Raw genomic sequence first — 15,241 nt, 5'->3', positions numbered from 1 at the left:
GTCCCCGGCTTGACGCAAGGCGCCCCTGTCCCCTAGCATCTATTTATCATGAAAAATACAGGTGTGAAAATGGACGATGGCGTTTGTGCGCAGGAAAGGCTGGCATCTATCGCCGCCGCGTCCGAAACGAAAGAGGGGGTGACGCGCCTTCCCTGGTCCGCCGAACACCGCACGGCCTTCGGGATCATCGCCGAGTGGATGACAGATGCCGGGTTGCAGGTGGCGATGGACGCCGCCGGAACGCTGATCGGGCGCACACCGGGGACCGGGGAACGACCCGCGCTGTTGCTCGGCTCGCACCAGGACAGCGTGCGCAGCGGCGGGCGCTATGACGGGATCATGGGGGTCGCGCTGGCCTGCCTGGCGGTCCGCCGCTTTCGCAACAGGTTCGACGCTCTGCCCTTCGCCATCGAGGTGCTGGCCTTCGCCGACGAGGAGGGGGTGCGCTTTCCCACCGCGTTGATCGGGCCGCGGGCCTTGGCGGGCACGCTGGATCCGGCGGTGTTCGCCATGGCGGACCGCGATGGTGTCACCATGGGCGACGCGATGCGGGGGTTCGGCGCCGACCCGTCCGCCGCCGTTCATCTGGCCCGTGATCCGGCAAGGGTGATCGGCTATATCGAGGCGCACATCGAACAGGGCCCGGTGCTGGAGCGTGAGGATCTGCCGGTGGGCATCGTCACCGGCATCTGCGGCATCTCGCGCCACATGATCGAAGTGTCGGGCGAAACGGGCCATGCGGGAACCGTCCCCATGGCGGGGCGGCGCGATGCGCTGATCGGCGCGGCCCGCCTGATCGGAGAGATCGGGGCGCGGGCGTCGCGCCGCAACGGGTTCCGGGCGACGGTCGGCCAGGTCGATGTTGCGCCCAACGTGGTCAACGCCATCCCGTCGACGGTGCGCATGACCATGGACACCCGATCGGTGGACGATGCGGCCCGGGCGGACTTTGCCGCCGATATCGCCCGTCTGGCGTCGGGGCAGGCCGCCGATACCGGTGTCGGCATCGACATCGCCCAGACCTATGACCAGAAGGCCGTCACCTGTGATCCGGCTCTCACCGATGCGCTGCGCGCGGGGGTCACCGGCGCGGGGTTCCGCGCATTCGACCTGCCGTCGGGGGCGACCCATGATGCCTCGGCCATGGCCGACCTGTGCCCGGTCGCCATGCTGTTCGTGCGCTGCCGCGATGGTGTCAGCCACCGCCCCGACGAATACGCCGAGGACCGCGACATGGGTGTTGCGGTGGAGGCGCTGGCCGGCGCGATCGCGGCCATGGCCGAGCGGGGGTGATCAGCGGGCGTCGACCCGCACGCCGTCGGAACCGAACCGCATCTCGACCGCCTTGTCCCAGGCCAGGCCGACATCCTGTTTTTCCGCCGGGATCGGAACGGTGCCGTCTTGGCGCACGGTCGCGGTTTCGCCGTTTTCCAGGATCACATGCACCAGGGTCTCGGCACCCAAGGGTTCGGTATATTGCACCCGACCCGTGACGTTGCCCGCATCGGGCGCCACCACGCTGACGTGTTCGGGACGCACGCCGATCTGGCCGCCGTCGGGCGCGGCCATGAAATTGGTCGGGGGCGAGCCGATGAAACCGGCGACAAAGGCGGTGCGCGGATTGGCGTAAACCTCGAGCGGGGCGCCGATCTGTTCGGCGACGCCGGCATTCATCACGATCATCCGGTCGGCCAGGGTCATCGCCTCGACCTGATCGTGGGTGACGTAAAGGGCGGTGACGCCCAGCTCGCGCTGCAACTGCTTGATCTCCAGACGCATCTGCACCCGCAGTTTCGCATCGAGGTTGGACAGCGGTTCGTCGAACAGGAACACCGACGGGCGGCGCACGATGGCGCGGCCCATGGCGACCCGCTGGCGTTGCCCGCCCGACAATTCGCGCGGACGGCGATCGAGATAGGGTTCAAGTTGCAGCAGGCGCGCGGCCTCGGCGACGCGTGTGTCGATCTCGGCCTTGGGGGTCTTGGCGATCTTCAGGCCATAGCCCATGTTCTGCGCCACCGACATATGCGGATAAAGCGCGTAGTTCTGGAACACCATGGCGATGTCGCGGTCCATCGGCTCTTTCTCGTTGACGCGCTTGCCGTCGATCCGCACCTCGCCGTCGGACACGCCTTCAAGCCCGGCGACCATCCGCAGCAGGGTGGATTTGCCACAGCCGGACGGGCCGACGATGACGATGAATTCACCATCCTTGATGTCGATGTCGACGCCATGGATGACGGCGACCTTGCCATAGGATTTGTGCAGGTTTTCAAGCGTTACGGTCGCCATTTATTTCTCACTGTCTACGAGGCCGCGGATAAAGAGTTTCTGCATTCCGATCACCACCGCGACGGGGGGAATCATTGCAAGGATCGACGTGGCCATGATGACCGGCCAATCGGCCAGGTCGTCACCCGACGGGAACATCTGCTTGATGCCCATGACGATGGTGTTCATCGACGGATCCGTGGTGATCAGCAGCGGCCAGAGGTATTGGTTCCAGCCATAGATGAACAGGATCACGAACAGCGCCGCGATGTTCGTCCGGCTCATCGGCAGCAGGATGTCGAAGAAGAACCGCATGGGCCGCGCCCCGTCGACGCGGGCGGCCTCGGCCAGCTCGTCCGGCACGGTCATGAAGAACTGCCGGAACAGGAAGGTCGCCGTGGCCGAGGCGATCAGCGGAAAGATCAGCCCCGAATAGCTGTTGAGCATGCCGAAATTCGCCGCCACCTCATACGTCGGCACGATCCGCACCTCGACCGGCAACATCAGCGTCAGGAAGATCAGCCAGAAGAACAGCGTGCGGCCCGGAAACCGGAAGTAGACGATGGCAAAGGCCGACAGCAGCGAGATCACGATCTTGCCCAGCGATATGCCCAACGCCATCACGGCCGAGTTGAACAGCATCGTGGCGACCGGTGCGTTGATGCCGGACGTCAGCGCCTTGCCATAGTTTTCAAGAAAGTGACCGCCCGGCAGCAGGGGCATCGGCGGGCGCACGATATCGGCCTGCTGCACGGTCGAGGCGACGAAGGCCAGCCAGATCGGGAAGAAGATGAACAGCACGCCGATGATCAGGCCCAGATGGGTCAGCCACAGGCCCGCACCGCGCTTTTCCACCATGCCCGTGTGTTTATCGATAGCCATCAGTAATGCACCCTGCGCTCGATGAACTTGAACTGGAAGATGGTCAGCGCGCCCACGATCACCAGAAGGATCACGGATTGCGCCGCCGACGATCCCAGGTCCTGGCTGACGAAGCCGTCGGAATAGACCTTGTAGACCAGGATCGTCGTCGCCTGCTGCGGCCCGCCCGACGTGATGGTGTGGATCACGCCGAAGGTTTCGAAGAAGGCATAGACGATGTTGACGACCAGCAGGAAGAACGTGGTCGGGCTGAGCAGCGGAAAGACGATGGTGCGGAAGCGGGTCCAGAACCGTGCGCCGTCGATGGCGGCGGCTTCGATCACCGATTTCGGGATCGCCTGAAGACCGGCAAGGAAAAACAGGAAGTTGTAGCTGATGCGCCCCCAGGCCGAAGCGATGACGACCAGGCCCATCGCCTCGTTCTCGTTCAGCACATGGTTCCAGTCATAGCCGAGCAGGCCGAGATACCATGTGACCACGCCGACGCGGGTGTTGAACATGAACAGCCACAGCACACCGGCCACGGCGGGCGCGACGGCATAGGGCCAGATCAGCAGCGTGCGATAGGTGCCCGACCCCTTGATCAGACGGTCGGCCAGCACGGCCAGATACAGGGCCACGCCCATGGAGACGACCGTGACGAGGATGGAAAACACCGCCGTCGTGACGAAGGACGCGCGGTAATACTTGTCGCTCAGCAGGTATTCGAAGTTACCGAGGCCGACCCATTGCATCGAAAGCCCGAACGGGTCGGGAATGAACAGCGACTGCCAGATCGCCTGGCCGGCGGGATAGAAGAAGAACACCGCCGTGATGGCAAGCTGTGGGGCAACCAGCAGCAGTGGCAGCCAGAGACCCTTGAATGTGACGCGCTTTTCCATCGTTCCTGCCGTTCGTCAATGAATACGGCGCCCCGATGGATCCGGGGCGCCGCCTTGGTGTCGTTCGGATCAGCGTGCCGACTGCTCGAACCGGCGCAGCAGGGCATCGCCACGCTCTTTCGCGCTGTCCAGCGCCTCCTGCGCGGACTTGTCGCCGGCCCAGACGGCTTCCAGTTCCTCGTCGATGATGCCGCGGATCTGGTCGAAGGATCCCAGACGGATGCCTTTCGAATTGGCCGTCGGCTCGTTCGCGGTCATCTGCTTGACGGCCACGTCGGTGCCGGGGTTTTCGTCATAGAACCCCTGTTCGCGGGTCAGATCGGCGGCCGCGGACGTGATCGGCAGATATCCGGTGTCCTGGTGCCACTTGGCCTGCACCTCGGGCGAGGACAGGAAGTTCAGGAATTCCGCGACGCCCTTGTATTCCTCGTCGCTCTGGCCTTCCATCACCCAAAGGGATGCACCGCCGATGATCGTGTTCTGCGGCGCGCCTTCGACACCTTCCCAATACGGCAGGGGGCGCACGTCGAAGTCGAATTCGGCTTCGGCCTTGATGCCCGCGTATCCGGCCGAGCTTTCGGTGAACAGCGCGCATTCGCCACCGCGGAAGTTCGCGCCGCCTTCGTTGCGCCGTCCGGTATAGATGAACTTGCCGTCCTTGGCCCACTGGCCCATGGCTTCGATGTGCTGGGTCTGCACCGGGCCGTTCAGGGCCAGTTCGGTGTCGACACCGGCAAAACCGTTGTCCTGGGTGGCAAAGGGCACGTCATGATAGGCGGAGGTGTTTTCCAGGTGGATCCAGCTTTGCCATGCGGTCGTCAGGGGGCAATCGTGGCCCGCTTCCTTTAGCGCGTCCAGGGTTTCGCCGACCTTCTGCCATGTCGACAGATCGGTGTCGGGGTCGATTCCGGCTTCGCTCAGCGCATCGCGGTTGACCCACAGCACCGGCGTGGACGAGTTGAACGGCAGCGACAGCATCTCGCCACCGGCGGTGGTGTAATACCCCTTGACCGCACCGATGAAGGCGTCGGCGTCGAAATCGGCGCCCGCGTCTGCCATCACCTCGTAAACCGGCTTCACGGCGCCCTTGGCGTTCATCATCGTGGCGGTGCCGACTTCGAACACCATCAGGATGTCGGGCTGTTCCCCGGCGCGGAAGGCGGCGATGCCGGCGTTCAGGGTTTCCGAATAGTTGCCCTTGTGGGTGGCGTTCACGACATAGTCGGACTGCGAGGCGTTGAAGGTTTCGACCTGTTCGGCCACCAGTTCACCCAGACGTCCGGTGAAGGCGTGCCAGAAATCGATCTCGGTCTGGGCGGCGGCGGTGTTGGCCGTCATCGTCACGGCGGCAAGCGCCAGAAGCGAGGTTTGAAGTTTCATCGGTCTTTCTCCCGTTTGCGTGGGATGTGTCCCACAGGTGTTGTTTGCGTCCCGGCAGGGGCGCTGCCGTGTGATCGCACGCACCGTGAAACGGTTTCGTGACAATCCCGGCGATTTTGGCGAATCTCTCCCGTCCGACAGCTTAACGATCCGTCACGGACGTTCCAGAATGAAATCGGGCACGATACCCGACGTCGCGATCGGGGCCGCCGCATCGTGGCCCGCGAAAAACCCGTATCCGGCGATCAGCGCCGAGGCGATGCCCGCCGCCTGGGCCCCCAGGATGTCGGTGTGCAGGCTGTCACCGACCATGAGAACCCGCTCGCGCGCAACATTTCCGTCCAGCCGCGCGAATGCAAGGTCGAAGATATTGCCGAACGGCTTGCCGAAAAACGCCGGTGCGACACCGGTCCGGTCGGCCAGGCGATGGGCGAAATGACCCGGTTCGGTCGAGAACCCGGTTTCGCGCGGCGCGACGATGTCGGGGTTGGCCACCCAGACCGGGCGCGGCCGTTTGCGCAGCGCGTCCTCCAGCAACGACTGGCGCGCTTCGCCCCACTCGGCCGCGCCGACCATCAGGAACCCCTCGACCACGTCATAGACGGCCGGATCCTCCTCGAGATAGGTCAGGTTCAGGTTTTCCAGGTCGGCCAGTCCGGCACTGCGTGTCGCCATCAGGCCCCATTGACGGCGCGGCGCATCCGCCAGCGCGGCCAGAAGGGTGCGGCGGCTGGTCACCACGTCGTCCGGGGTGAAATCATACCCCAGCCGGGCGTATTTCGCCATCAGCACCGCATGGGGCAGGCCGGCGGCGTTCGACACGACCAGCACCCGTTTGCCCATGGCGCGCAGGTCGGCCACCCGTTCGACGACGCCGGGAATGGCGGTTTCGCCGATGTTCAGCACGCCGAACGCATCCAGCAGGAAGACATCGAACCGGTCGGCGATATCGGCCAGCGACCCGGCGTGAACCGGCGGCGCACTGCCGGTGCGGGCGGCCGGCAGCCGGTGGCGCACCGCTTCATAGGCGTCAAAGGCGGTCCTGGTGTCCAGCTGTGTCATATGATTGCCGCCCGCACCTTGGCCGACACCCATTCGCCCAGCACGACGGCGGCAAGGATGACCAGCAGGATCAGGCTGACCTGCGGCCAGGCCAGCACGTTGAGCGATGCCGAAAGCTGCAATCCGATGCCCCCGGCGCCGACCAGCCCCAGAACGGTGGATTCGCGGATGTTGATGTCCCAGCGGAAGACGGCGATGCCGGCCAGCGCGGGCAGGACCTGTGGCACGATGCCATAGGCCATGACCTGCCAGCGGGACGCGCCCGTGGCGGTGATCGCCTCGACCTGGCTTTCCTGGATCTCCTCGATCGCCTCATACAGCAGCTTGGCGCAGAACCCGACCGAGCGGATCGAAATGGCGATGACCCCGGCAAACACGCCTGGCCCGATGATCGCGATCAGCAAAAGCGCCCAGATCAGCGAATTGATCGACCGGGTTGCCACGATGATGAACAGCGCGATGGGCCGGATGAACAGCTTGGACGGCGTCGTGTTGCGCGCCGCCAGGAAAGCCACCGGGATCGCCATGAACAGGGCGATGATCGTGCCCAGGGTGGCGATGTTCAGCGTGTCCCAGATGGGCCGCCCCAGTTGGGCGATATAGTCCCATTTCGGCGGGGTCGCGCGCGACCAGATATCACCGGCGATGCGCGGTGCATCCCAGACGAAGAACCACGTCGTCGCCTCGGAGATCTGCTGCCAGCAGACGACGAAGATCGCGATGCCGACCAGCCAGATGAACCAGTGGAACAGGGATTGTCCCGTGGTGCGACGGCGCCAAACCGCGCCCTTGTCCGTGGTGAGAACCGGCATTATTGCACCTTCGCCCGGATGATACCCGAGATGTATTCAAGCGCCATCACGATGACGATGATGATGAGCAGGATCGCCGCCGCCGTGTCGTATTCATAGCGGTCGAAGGCGGTGTTCAGGGTCGCGCCGATGCCCCCGGCGCCGACAAGGCCCAAAATCGCGCTCTCACGAAAGTTGATGTCGACGCGATAGATCGACAGCCCGATCAGACGCGGCAGGACCTGGGGCTGGACGCCATAGTTGATCCACTGGGTCCAGCGTGCGCCCGAGGCGCGAATTGCTTCGGCCTGGGTCTTGTCCATGCTTTCGATGTCTTCGGCCAGCAGTTTGGACAAAAACCCGATGGTGGCGAACGACAGCGTCAGGAACCCGGCCAGCGGGCCGAAGCCAAAGATCGCGACCAGCAGGATGGCGACGATGATCTCCTGCAACGCACGGCTGACCGCGACGATCGCGCGACAGATCAGGTAGACCGGCATCGGTGCGATGTTGCGCGCGGCACCAAGGCCGATCGGGATCGAAATGGCGATGCCGACCACCGAGGCGGCCACGGTCATCACCACGCTTTCGATCATCCCGTCGCGGATATCGCCCCAGCGGGTCAGGAAATCAGGCGACATGAACGCCATCACGAAGGCCGCGCCGCGATCCAGCCCTTCATAGACCCGCGACCAGTTCACCTCGATCGTCATGTAGGCGGCGATCAGGTAGATGACAAAGCCGGCGGTCAGACCCCAGCGCAGCGTCGCGTTGCGCACGAACGGCGGCTTGCGCCACTTGCGCCCGATCAGCGTGTCCAGTTCTGTGGCGCTCATTCTGCGGCCTCGATTTCGTCTTCGTCTTCCGCCTTCTCGATGGTGGCTTCCCAATCCTCTTCGCCATAGATCGTGGTCAGGACGTCGGGCGTCAGACCCTCGGGCGGGCCATCGAATTCGATGGCACCGGCGCGCAGCCCGACGACGCGCTGCACGAAACGCTGGGCCAGCGCGACATCGTGGATGTTGATGATCGCGGCCAGTCCGCGTTCGGCGCACAATTCACAGATCAGGCGCATGATCTGGCGGCTGGTCTTCGGGTCCAGCGATGCGGTGGGTTCGTCCACCAGCAGGATCTTGGGGTTCTGGATCAGGGCGCGGCAGATGCCGACACGCTGGCGTTGCCCGCCCGACAATTCATCGGCCCGCTTGTCGGCCATGTGGACCAGGCCGACGCGATCCAGCAGGCGGAACGCCTCGTCCACGTCGCTTTGCGGATACCGGCGCAGGAAACTGCGCCAGAACCCGACATAGCCAAGCCGCCCCGACAACACGTTTTCCATCACGCTCAGCCGTTCGACCAGCGCATATTCCTGAAAGATCATGCCCATCTCGCGCCGGGCCCGCCGCAACGCACCCGACCCCAGGTGGGTCAACTCACGTTCGGCCAGCCACACCTCGCCCGAGGTCGGTTCGACCAGGCGATTGATGCAGCGGATCATCGTCGACTTGCCCGCCCCCGACGGCCCGATCAATGCCAGGACCTGGCCGGCCGGAATTTCGAGGTCAATGGCCTTGAGGGCCTGATCACCCGTGCGATAGGTCTTCACGAGTTTCTTCAGTTTCAGCATGGGGCGTCCCGGTTCAAGGAAGGGAAAAGGGCGGCATCCGGCCGGATGCCACCCCCGAAGGCGCGATCACTCGCAGGCGTAGCTGACGTCGTTTGCCGCGTCGATCTTGCGGATCACGTTCCAGAAATCCTTGTAGTTGATATCGATGAACTGGGTTTCCCCCCCTTTTCCGAATTCCTCCTCGAGGGACGTTCCGGCCCAGTCGAAGCTGAAGAATGCCTCCCTGATCTTGTCCTGCAGTTCCGGCTTGAGGTTGTGAACCACGCCATAGCCGGTGGTCGGGAAGGTTTCGGACTTGTAGAGCGACACGACCTGATCGGCCTCGATCACATCGCGGGCGATCATCCGGGTGATGACCGTGTTGGCCACGGCCGCGGCGTCGTAATCCTGGTTGGCGACGCCAAGGATCGAATTGTCGTGCTTGCCCGAGAAGACCGGCTCGAAATCCTTGTCCGCTTCCAGCCCGAAATCGGCCTTCAGGATCGCCGATGGTGCCTTGAACCCCGAATTCGACGTGGGGGCGGTAAAGGCAAGTTTCCGACCCTTGATGTCGGCGGGGGTTTCGATGCCCGAATCGGGATGCGTGATGATCTCCATCTCATAGCCGAAGGTGCCGTCTTCGGCCGCCATGATCGTGAACGGACGGAACCCGGCACAGTTCACGGCCAGCGGGTTGGACCCGGTGTTGAAGCCCGCGATGTGCAGGCGGCCCGAGCGCATCGCCTCGATCTGGGCGGCGTTGGATTGGACGGGGAAGAACACGATGTCCTTGCCGGTCGCTTCTTCCAGGTAGGTCAGGAAATCGGCCCAGGCGGTCTTGTAGACGGCGGGATCCTCGACCGGGGTATAGGCGAAAATCAGGGTATCGGGATCAAGCAGTTCGGATTCATCCGTGGGAATATCGGCGATCATGTCGCCGTCGGCATCGCAATACCGGGCATCCAGATCACCGCGCGGGCAATCCTGCGCCGCGGCGCCATGGCCGACGAACGACAATGCCACGGCAGCGCCGGTCATCCGCAGAAGGTTCTTCAGGTCTGTCATGTCAATCTCCCGTTGACGTCTTCGGGGCGTGCCTTGAGTGGCTTCCCCCGTTTTTCATTCTGCCCGCGGCACATCACAGTTTCTTGTCATGCCGCGGGCACATCGTTTCCTTATCATGCCAGAGGCATGTCGCCGTCTTGTCATGCCAGAGGCATATCTCGTCGCGCCGATGGCGCCTTCGAACATCATTGCGCGGCATGAAGGGACTGATCCGGCTCGGCGATCAGCACCTCGACGTTCGCGCGTGACAACGCTTCACCAAGCCTTTCGGGCGGGGCGCAATCGCTTACCACCGATGTCAGATCGGACAACTGTCCGATCCGTGACAATCCTGTCCTCTCGAACTTGTCTCCGTCAATCAGAAGATGGGAAAACCCGCTCTGATGCAGCATGGCGCGTTTGACGGCGGCGAACCCGCGCACGGTTTCCGATGGGCCCTCGCGCGTCAGGCCCGAGGCGCCGATGAAGCAGCGGTCGACATTGTGCCGCGCCAGGAAATCGGTGGTGTCGGTGCCGGTGACGGCGGATTCCTCGGGCAGGTATTCGCCCGGGCAGACGATCACGTCGATGTTTTCGCCCTGGCCCAGTGCCATGGCGACCGGGAAGCTGTTGGTGATGGCCGTGCACGGGATCCGGTCGATGGCCAGGAACCGCGCCACCTGGAGCGTGGTGGACCCCGAGTCGATCATCAGCGTTTCGCCGGGGTTGACCAGATGCGCGGCGCGCTGGCCGATCCGTTCGCGTTCCTCGCGCCGTTCGCAATCGCGTTCGTGCAGGGTGGGATACCGGCCCGGCGTGCGTGCCGACGCGCCGCCATGGGCCAGGTCCAGAACGCCGTCGGCGCTGAGGCGGGCCAGATCGCGGCGCACGGTTTCGGCCGACACGGCAAACATGCGCGACAGGTCGGACACCCGGACGTGGGGGCGCAGACGCAGCTCCATGACGATCCGCTCCCGCCGTTCGTGCTTGCGCAGCTTTTGTGGCGCGGGTTCGGTCTGCAAGGCGTGCGCACTCCTACATTCGGCCGAAAGGCGTGATCTCATCTCGAAAGTGTGAGGTTTGTCACCTTTTGGCAAGGATAAATGTTGCATATTCCATATCAGGGTGGTGGGATCAGACGAAATTGCCGGAATTGCATCGGGCCGCGATCCGATGGACGATGCCGCATGACACGCCGCACCGCGAGGCGGGTCCACCAAGGGACAACATGATGAAACAGGGAACAAACGGTTGATTGCATTGATCATCGGTCTCGCCGGCGCCGTGGCCTTGCTGTTGTGGTCGATACGCCTGGTTCGCACGGGGATCGAGCGGGGCTTTGCCGGTCCGCTGCGCATCGGGGTGCGCCGGGCGTCCGAACAATTGCCGACGGCCGCCGCGGGCGGCATCGTCGCGGCGCTGGCGATGCAAAGCTCGACGGCGGTGGCGATGTTGGTCGCCGGGTTCGCCGCGACCGGATCCCTGCCCGTGGTCAGCAGTCTTGCCGTCGTTCTGGGGGCCGATGTCGGATCGGCGCTGGCGGCGCGCATCCTGTTGTCGCCGGTGACCGCGCTGACGCCCGTGCTGTTCGTGCTGGGCGCGGTCTGTTTCTTCAAGGGCCGGTCACAGCGGATCCGCCAGTTCGGGCGCATCGTCATCGGCATCGGGTTGGTCCTGACATCGCTGGTGATGATCAAGACGGCGACGGCGCCGCTTCAGGGCAGCGGCGGGGCCGATATCGTCGCGGCCTACCTGGGGCGCGACATGGCCAGCAGTTTCGTTCTGGGCGCCGGGCTGGCCTTGGCGACATCGTCCAGCGTGGCCACGGTGTTGCTGGTGGTGACCATGGCGTCGGCCGGATTCCTGCCGGCCCCGGCCGCGCTGGCGCTGGTGCTGGGGGCCAATTTCGGCGGCTCCATGATCCCCGTGATCCTGACGCTGTCTGCGCCGCGGACCGCACGCCGCGCGATGCTGGGCAACCTGCTGTTGCGGGGGGGCGGGGCGCTGGGCGGATTGGGGTTCCTGATCCTGTGGGATGGCACCTATACCGCCCTGGGCAGCACCGCCGCGACCCAGGCGGTGAACGCCCACGTTCTCTTCAACGTGCTGCTGTTGTGCATCGGCCTGCCGCTGGCACGCCCGGCGATCCGGCTGGCGCGGGCCGTCCTGCCCGACAGTGCCCCGTCGGGGCCGCAACGTCCCAGCGCGCTGGACCGGGATGCTATCGGCGATCCGGACCGCGCGCTGGGCTGTGCCGCCCGCGAGGTTCTGGAGATGGGCGAGCAGGTGCATGCCATGCTGACCCCGGCGCTGGGCCTGTTCCGCTCGTGGGATGATACGATTGCAAATCACATCCGCGATTGCGAGGTTGACGTCGATCGCATGCATTTCGACGTAAAGCTCTATATCGCGCGCCTGCACGAGGAAGGCCCGACAAAACGACAGGCCCGCCGGTCGATGGACATCGCCACCATTGCCAACAACCTGGAAGACGCGGGCGATCAGGTATCGTCGAACCTGGTCGGCATGGCGCGGCGGATGCATGAAGAAGGCTTGCGGTTTTCCGACGAAGGCTGGCGTGACCTGTCGGATTTTCACGACCGCGTCCTGTCGAACGCGCAGCTGGCGCTGAACGTGCTGATGTCGGGCGACGCCGATGCCGCGATCCAGCTGGTCGAGGAGAAGGACCGCGCGCGCGACGCCGAAACCCGTCTTCAGACGCGGCATCTTGCCCGGCTGCGCAGCGGTATCGCCGCAAGTATCGAAACCAGCAACCTGCACCAGGAAACGATCCGCGCGCTGAAACAGATCAACACGGCGTTCTCCAGCGTCGGCTATCCCATCGCCCGCGAAACGGGGGCGTTGCTGTCCAGCCGCCTCAGCCCCGATGCGACGGAGCCGACGTGATGGCGCGACGCGAGCGGATCGAGAAACAGATCGCCGCCCTGCCGCTGCGTTGGGACGACGAGGGCCGGATGCGGGTTCTGATGGTGACGTCGCGCGGCACCGGGCGGTGGATCGTGCCCAAGGGGTGGCTGATGGACGGCAAGAAGCCGTGGCGCGCCGCCGAGATCGAAGCGCTCGAGGAAGCGGGCGCCGTCGGTGCCATCGGATCCGAGCCGCTGGGCGATTACCGCTATCGCAAGACGCTGGACGATGGATCGTCCCTGCCGATTCGGGTGCGTCTGTATCCGCTGGTTGTCGAGCGGCTGAAGAAGCGGTGGAAGGAACGTGACGAACGCAAGCGCAAATGGTTCAGCGTCAAGGGCGCCGCGCGCCGGGTGGACGAACCCGAGTTGCGCGACATGCTGCTGTCGCTGGTCGACAAGCCGAAAAAGGTGCCCGCGATCCGCGAGGTTTTGAAAGCCTCCTGAAAGGCGGCATTTGCACCTTGGCCCCGGTGCCCGCGCTGTGGCAGGGTCCGCGACAGCGGAGGGGACCATGGACAACAGACGTTTCGACAACATGTCGCTTGAGCGGCGCGCCTGGAACATCCGGCGCAAGGCGCTGCGCATGGGCGAGGTGCAGGGGCAGGGATATATCGGCCAGGCGCTGGGCATCGCCGATGTGCTGGCGGCGAGCTTCTTCCACGCGCTGAACCATCGCCCCGACGATCCCGAATGGGAGGGGCGCGACCGGTTCCTGCTGTCCATCGGCCATTATGCCATCGCGCTTTACGCCGCGCTGATCGAGGCCGGCATCCTGCCCGAGGACGAGCTTGAGACATACGGCATGGACGACAGCCGGATGCCGATGTCGGGCATGGCGTCCTATACCCCGGGGATGGAGATCACCGGTGGATCGCTGGGTCATGGCCTGGGCATCGCCGTGGGCATGGCCATGGGGCTGAAGCGGAAAGACAACCCCGCCTTCGTCTACAACCTGATGTCCGACGGCGAGTTGGGCGAGGGGTCGACCTGGGAGGCGGCGATGTCGGCGGTGCAGCACGGGTTGGGCAACCTGATCTGCCTGGTCGATTTCAACGACCAGCAGGCCGACGGCAAGGCGACCGAAGCCTTGGCGCGCGTGCCCGAGGAAGGCAAGTGGGCCGCGTTCGGGTGGCACACGCAGCGGGTGGATGGCAACGACATGGCCGCGGTCGTGGCGGCGCTGGACGCCGCCCGCGCCGAACCGGGCGACCGGCCCCGCGTCATCATCTTCGACACGCTGATGTGCAAGGGCGTCGATTTCCTGGAGGCCCGCGAAAGCGCGCATTTCGTCCGGGTCGACCCCGACGAATGGGCCCGCGCCCTTGAGACACTGGATGCGGGGATGCCCGAATGACCCACGATTCCATGCGACGCAAATACGAGCCGCGACAGGCCGTGCCGAAATCCGAACGCCAGGCGACCAGCGCGATGATCGCCTCTCTGGCCGCCGAAGGATATGACACCGTGGCGGCGCCGTTCGGCCACGCCCTGGTGGATCTGGCGAAACGGGACGAGCGCATCGTCGGGCTGTCGGCGGACCTGTCGAAATACACCGACCTGCATGTTTTCGCCAACGCGATGCCCGACCGGTTCTATCAGATGGGCATGGCCGAACAGGTGTTGATGTCGGCGGCATCGGGTCTGGCGCGCGAGGGGTTCATTCCCTTCGCGACCACCTATGCCGTCTTCGCCGCACGCCGCGCCTATGATTTCATCGCCATGGCGATCGCCGAGGAGAACTTGGCCGTAAAGATCGTCTGCGCCCTGCCGGGGCTGACCACCGGATACGGCCCCAGCCATCAGGCGACCGAGGATATCGCGATCTTCCGCGGCCTGCCGAACCTGACCATTGTCGATCCCTGCGATGCCGACGACGTGGCCGACATGGTGCCCGAGATCGCGGCGCACCCCGGCCCGGTCTATGCCCGCCTGCTGCGCGGCAAGGTGCCGTCGGTGTTGCGCCGTCACAAGCCGGATTACCGGTTCCAGCTTGGAAAGGCCCAGACGATCCGCGAAGGCCGCGACGTTCTGGTGATTTCCACCGGTTTCATGACCATGCGCGCGCTGGATGCCGCCGTTCAGCTGGAGAAAGACGGCGTCGATGTCGGCGTGCTGCACGTGCCGACGATCAAGCCGCTGGATCGCGACACGATACTGGCCGAGGCCCGCAAGGGCGGCCGCCTGGTGGTCACCGCTGAAAACCATTCGGTTGTCGGGGGGCTGGGCGAAGCGGTGGCGTCGCTGCTGATGACAAACGGCGTGACGCCGCAATTCCGCATGATCGGCCTGCCCGATGCGTTCCTGGAAGCCGGGGCATTGCCGACCTTGCACCACATGTATGGGCTGTCGGTGGATCGCGTGGTCGAGAGCATTAAGGGATGGGTCGGAGAATGA

The 15,241-nt window shown here is 64.7% G+C and carries 15 protein-coding genes; 5 read left to right on the top strand and 10 right to left on the bottom strand.

Going from position 1 to position 15,241, the window contains the following annotated elements:
- Window positions 1-69 precede the first annotated feature (69 nt).
- A complete protein-coding gene (locus CFP68_RS15110; RefSeq protein ID WP_099827765.1) occupies window positions 70-1,293 on the top strand; it encodes a M20 family metallo-hydrolase in 1,224 nt (407 codons plus the stop codon).
- Here the strand turns inward: CFP68_RS15110 and CFP68_RS15105 are convergent, their stop codons facing one another.
- The 10 genes from CFP68_RS15105 to CFP68_RS15060 form a co-directional block, all read right to left on the bottom strand.
- A complete protein-coding gene (locus CFP68_RS15105) occupies window positions 1,294-2,292 on the bottom strand; it encodes an ABC transporter ATP-binding protein (RefSeq protein WP_099827764.1) in 999 nt (332 codons plus the stop codon). It abuts the gene before it with no gap.
- Window positions 2,293-3,129, bottom strand: a complete 837-nt coding sequence (ugpE, locus tag CFP68_RS15100; protein WP_099827865.1) for a sn-glycerol-3-phosphate ABC transporter permease UgpE — start codon at window positions 3,127-3,129, stop codon at window positions 2,293-2,295.
- Between the two features lie 23 nt (window positions 3,130-3,152).
- Entirely contained in the window at window positions 3,153-4,034 is an 882-nt protein-coding gene (gene ugpA / locus CFP68_RS15095; RefSeq protein ID WP_099827763.1) for a sn-glycerol-3-phosphate ABC transporter permease UgpA, read from the bottom strand.
- 69 nt (window positions 4,035-4,103) lie between these two features.
- The gene (ugpB, locus tag CFP68_RS15090; protein ID WP_099827762.1) at window positions 4,104-5,414 is read right to left on the bottom strand and encodes a sn-glycerol-3-phosphate ABC transporter substrate-binding protein UgpB; all 1,311 of its coding nucleotides are present in this window, start codon (window positions 5,412-5,414) and stop codon (window positions 4,104-4,106) included.
- A 153-nt stretch (window positions 5,415-5,567) separates the two neighbouring features.
- Complete coding sequence (locus CFP68_RS15085; RefSeq protein WP_099827864.1) at window positions 5,568-6,476, bottom strand: HAD-IIA family hydrolase; 909 nt, start codon at window positions 6,474-6,476, stop codon at window positions 5,568-5,570.
- Window positions 6,473-7,288 carry a phosphonate ABC transporter, permease protein PhnE gene (gene phnE / locus CFP68_RS15080; RefSeq protein ID WP_099827761.1) on the bottom strand — a complete coding sequence of 272 codons (816 nt, stop codon included), beginning with the start codon at window positions 7,286-7,288 and terminating at the stop codon, window positions 6,473-6,475. The genes CFP68_RS15085 and phnE (CFP68_RS15080) overlap by 4 nt, the downstream gene beginning before the upstream one ends.
- Entirely contained in the window at window positions 7,288-8,103 is an 816-nt protein-coding gene (gene phnE / locus CFP68_RS15075; RefSeq protein WP_099827760.1) for a phosphonate ABC transporter, permease protein PhnE, read from the bottom strand. Before phnE (CFP68_RS15075) ends, phnE (CFP68_RS15080) begins: the two co-directional genes overlap by 1 nt.
- On the bottom strand, window positions 8,100-8,894 hold the full coding sequence (gene phnC / locus CFP68_RS15070) for a phosphonate ABC transporter ATP-binding protein (protein ID WP_099827759.1): 795 nt from the start codon (window positions 8,892-8,894) through the stop codon (window positions 8,100-8,102). Before phnC ends, phnE (CFP68_RS15075) begins: the two co-directional genes overlap by 4 nt.
- A gap of 66 nt (window positions 8,895-8,960) precedes the next feature.
- Window positions 8,961-9,911 carry a phosphate/phosphite/phosphonate ABC transporter substrate-binding protein gene (phnD, locus tag CFP68_RS15065; RefSeq protein ID WP_420915827.1) on the bottom strand — a complete coding sequence of 317 codons (951 nt, stop codon included), beginning with the start codon at window positions 9,909-9,911 and terminating at the stop codon, window positions 8,961-8,963.
- A 212-nt stretch (window positions 9,912-10,123) separates the two neighbouring features.
- Complete coding sequence (locus CFP68_RS15060) at window positions 10,124-10,939, bottom strand: DeoR/GlpR family DNA-binding transcription regulator (protein ID WP_241524115.1); 816 nt, start codon at window positions 10,937-10,939, stop codon at window positions 10,124-10,126.
- A gap of 229 nt (window positions 10,940-11,168) precedes the next feature.
- Here CFP68_RS15060 and CFP68_RS15055 point away from each other — a divergent pair, with 229 nt between their 5' ends.
- The 4 genes from CFP68_RS15055 (at window position 11,169) to CFP68_RS15040 (ending at window position 15,241) form a co-directional block, all read left to right on the top strand.
- Entirely contained in the window at window positions 11,169-12,824 is a 1,656-nt protein-coding gene (locus CFP68_RS15055) for a Na/Pi cotransporter family protein (protein ID WP_099827756.1), read from the top strand.
- The gene (locus CFP68_RS15050) at window positions 12,824-13,291 is read left to right on the top strand and encodes an NUDIX hydrolase (protein ID WP_099827755.1); all 468 of its coding nucleotides are present in this window, start codon (window positions 12,824-12,826) and stop codon (window positions 13,289-13,291) included. Before CFP68_RS15055 ends, CFP68_RS15050 begins: the two co-directional genes overlap by 1 nt.
- A 67-nt stretch (window positions 13,292-13,358) precedes the next feature.
- Window positions 13,359-14,201 carry a transketolase gene (locus tag CFP68_RS15045; protein WP_099827754.1) on the top strand — a complete coding sequence of 281 codons (843 nt, stop codon included), beginning with the start codon at window positions 13,359-13,361 and terminating at the stop codon, window positions 14,199-14,201.
- On the top strand, window positions 14,198-15,241 hold the full coding sequence (locus tag CFP68_RS15040; protein WP_099827753.1) for a transketolase family protein: 1,044 nt from the start codon (window positions 14,198-14,200) through the stop codon (window positions 15,239-15,241). Before CFP68_RS15045 ends, CFP68_RS15040 begins: the two co-directional genes overlap by 4 nt.

The sequence above is a fragment of the Oceaniglobus indicus genome, assembly GCF_002751875.1.
GTDB lineage: Bacteria > Pseudomonadota > Alphaproteobacteria > Rhodobacterales > Rhodobacteraceae > Oceaniglobus > Oceaniglobus indicus.
The sequence above is the reverse complement of the archived record's forward strand: the minus strand, read 5'-3'. Positions and strand labels throughout refer to the sequence as shown.

Coding starts and splice junctions, on each gene's coding strand:
- CFP68_RS15110 (WP_099827765.1), top strand. CDS start 70: ATGGACGATGGCGTTTGTGCGCAGGAAAGGCTGGCATCTATCGCCGCC.
- CFP68_RS15105 (WP_099827764.1), bottom strand. CDS start 2,292: ATGGCGACCGTAACGCTTGAAAACCTGCACAAATCCTATGGCAAGGTC.
- ugpE (WP_099827865.1), bottom strand. CDS start 3,129: ATGGTGGAAAAGCGCGGTGCGGGCCTGTGGCTGACCCATCTGGGCCTG.
- ugpA (WP_099827763.1), bottom strand. CDS start 4,034: ATGGAAAAGCGCGTCACATTCAAGGGTCTCTGGCTGCCACTGCTGCTG.
- ugpB (WP_099827762.1), bottom strand. CDS start 5,414: ATGAAACTTCAAACCTCGCTTCTGGCGCTTGCCGCCGTGACGATGACG.
- CFP68_RS15085 (WP_099827864.1), bottom strand. CDS start 6,476: ATGACACAGCTGGACACCAGGACCGCCTTTGACGCCTATGAAGCGGTG.
- phnE (WP_099827761.1), bottom strand. CDS start 7,288: ATGCCGGTTCTCACCACGGACAAGGGCGCGGTTTGGCGCCGTCGCACC.
- phnE (WP_099827760.1), bottom strand. CDS start 8,103: ATGAGCGCCACAGAACTGGACACGCTGATCGGGCGCAAGTGGCGCAAG.
- phnC (WP_099827759.1), bottom strand. CDS start 8,894: ATGCTGAAACTGAAGAAACTCGTGAAGACCTATCGCACGGGTGATCAG.
- phnD (WP_420915827.1), bottom strand. CDS start 9,911: ATGACCGGCGCTGCCGTGGCATTGTCGTTCGTCGGCCATGGCGCCGCG.
- CFP68_RS15050 (WP_099827755.1), top strand. CDS start 12,824: ATGGCGCGACGCGAGCGGATCGAGAAACAGATCGCCGCCCTGCCGCTG.
- CFP68_RS15045 (WP_099827754.1), top strand. CDS start 13,359: ATGGACAACAGACGTTTCGACAACATGTCGCTTGAGCGGCGCGCCTGG.
- CFP68_RS15040 (WP_099827753.1), top strand. CDS start 14,198: ATGACCCACGATTCCATGCGACGCAAATACGAGCCGCGACAGGCCGTG.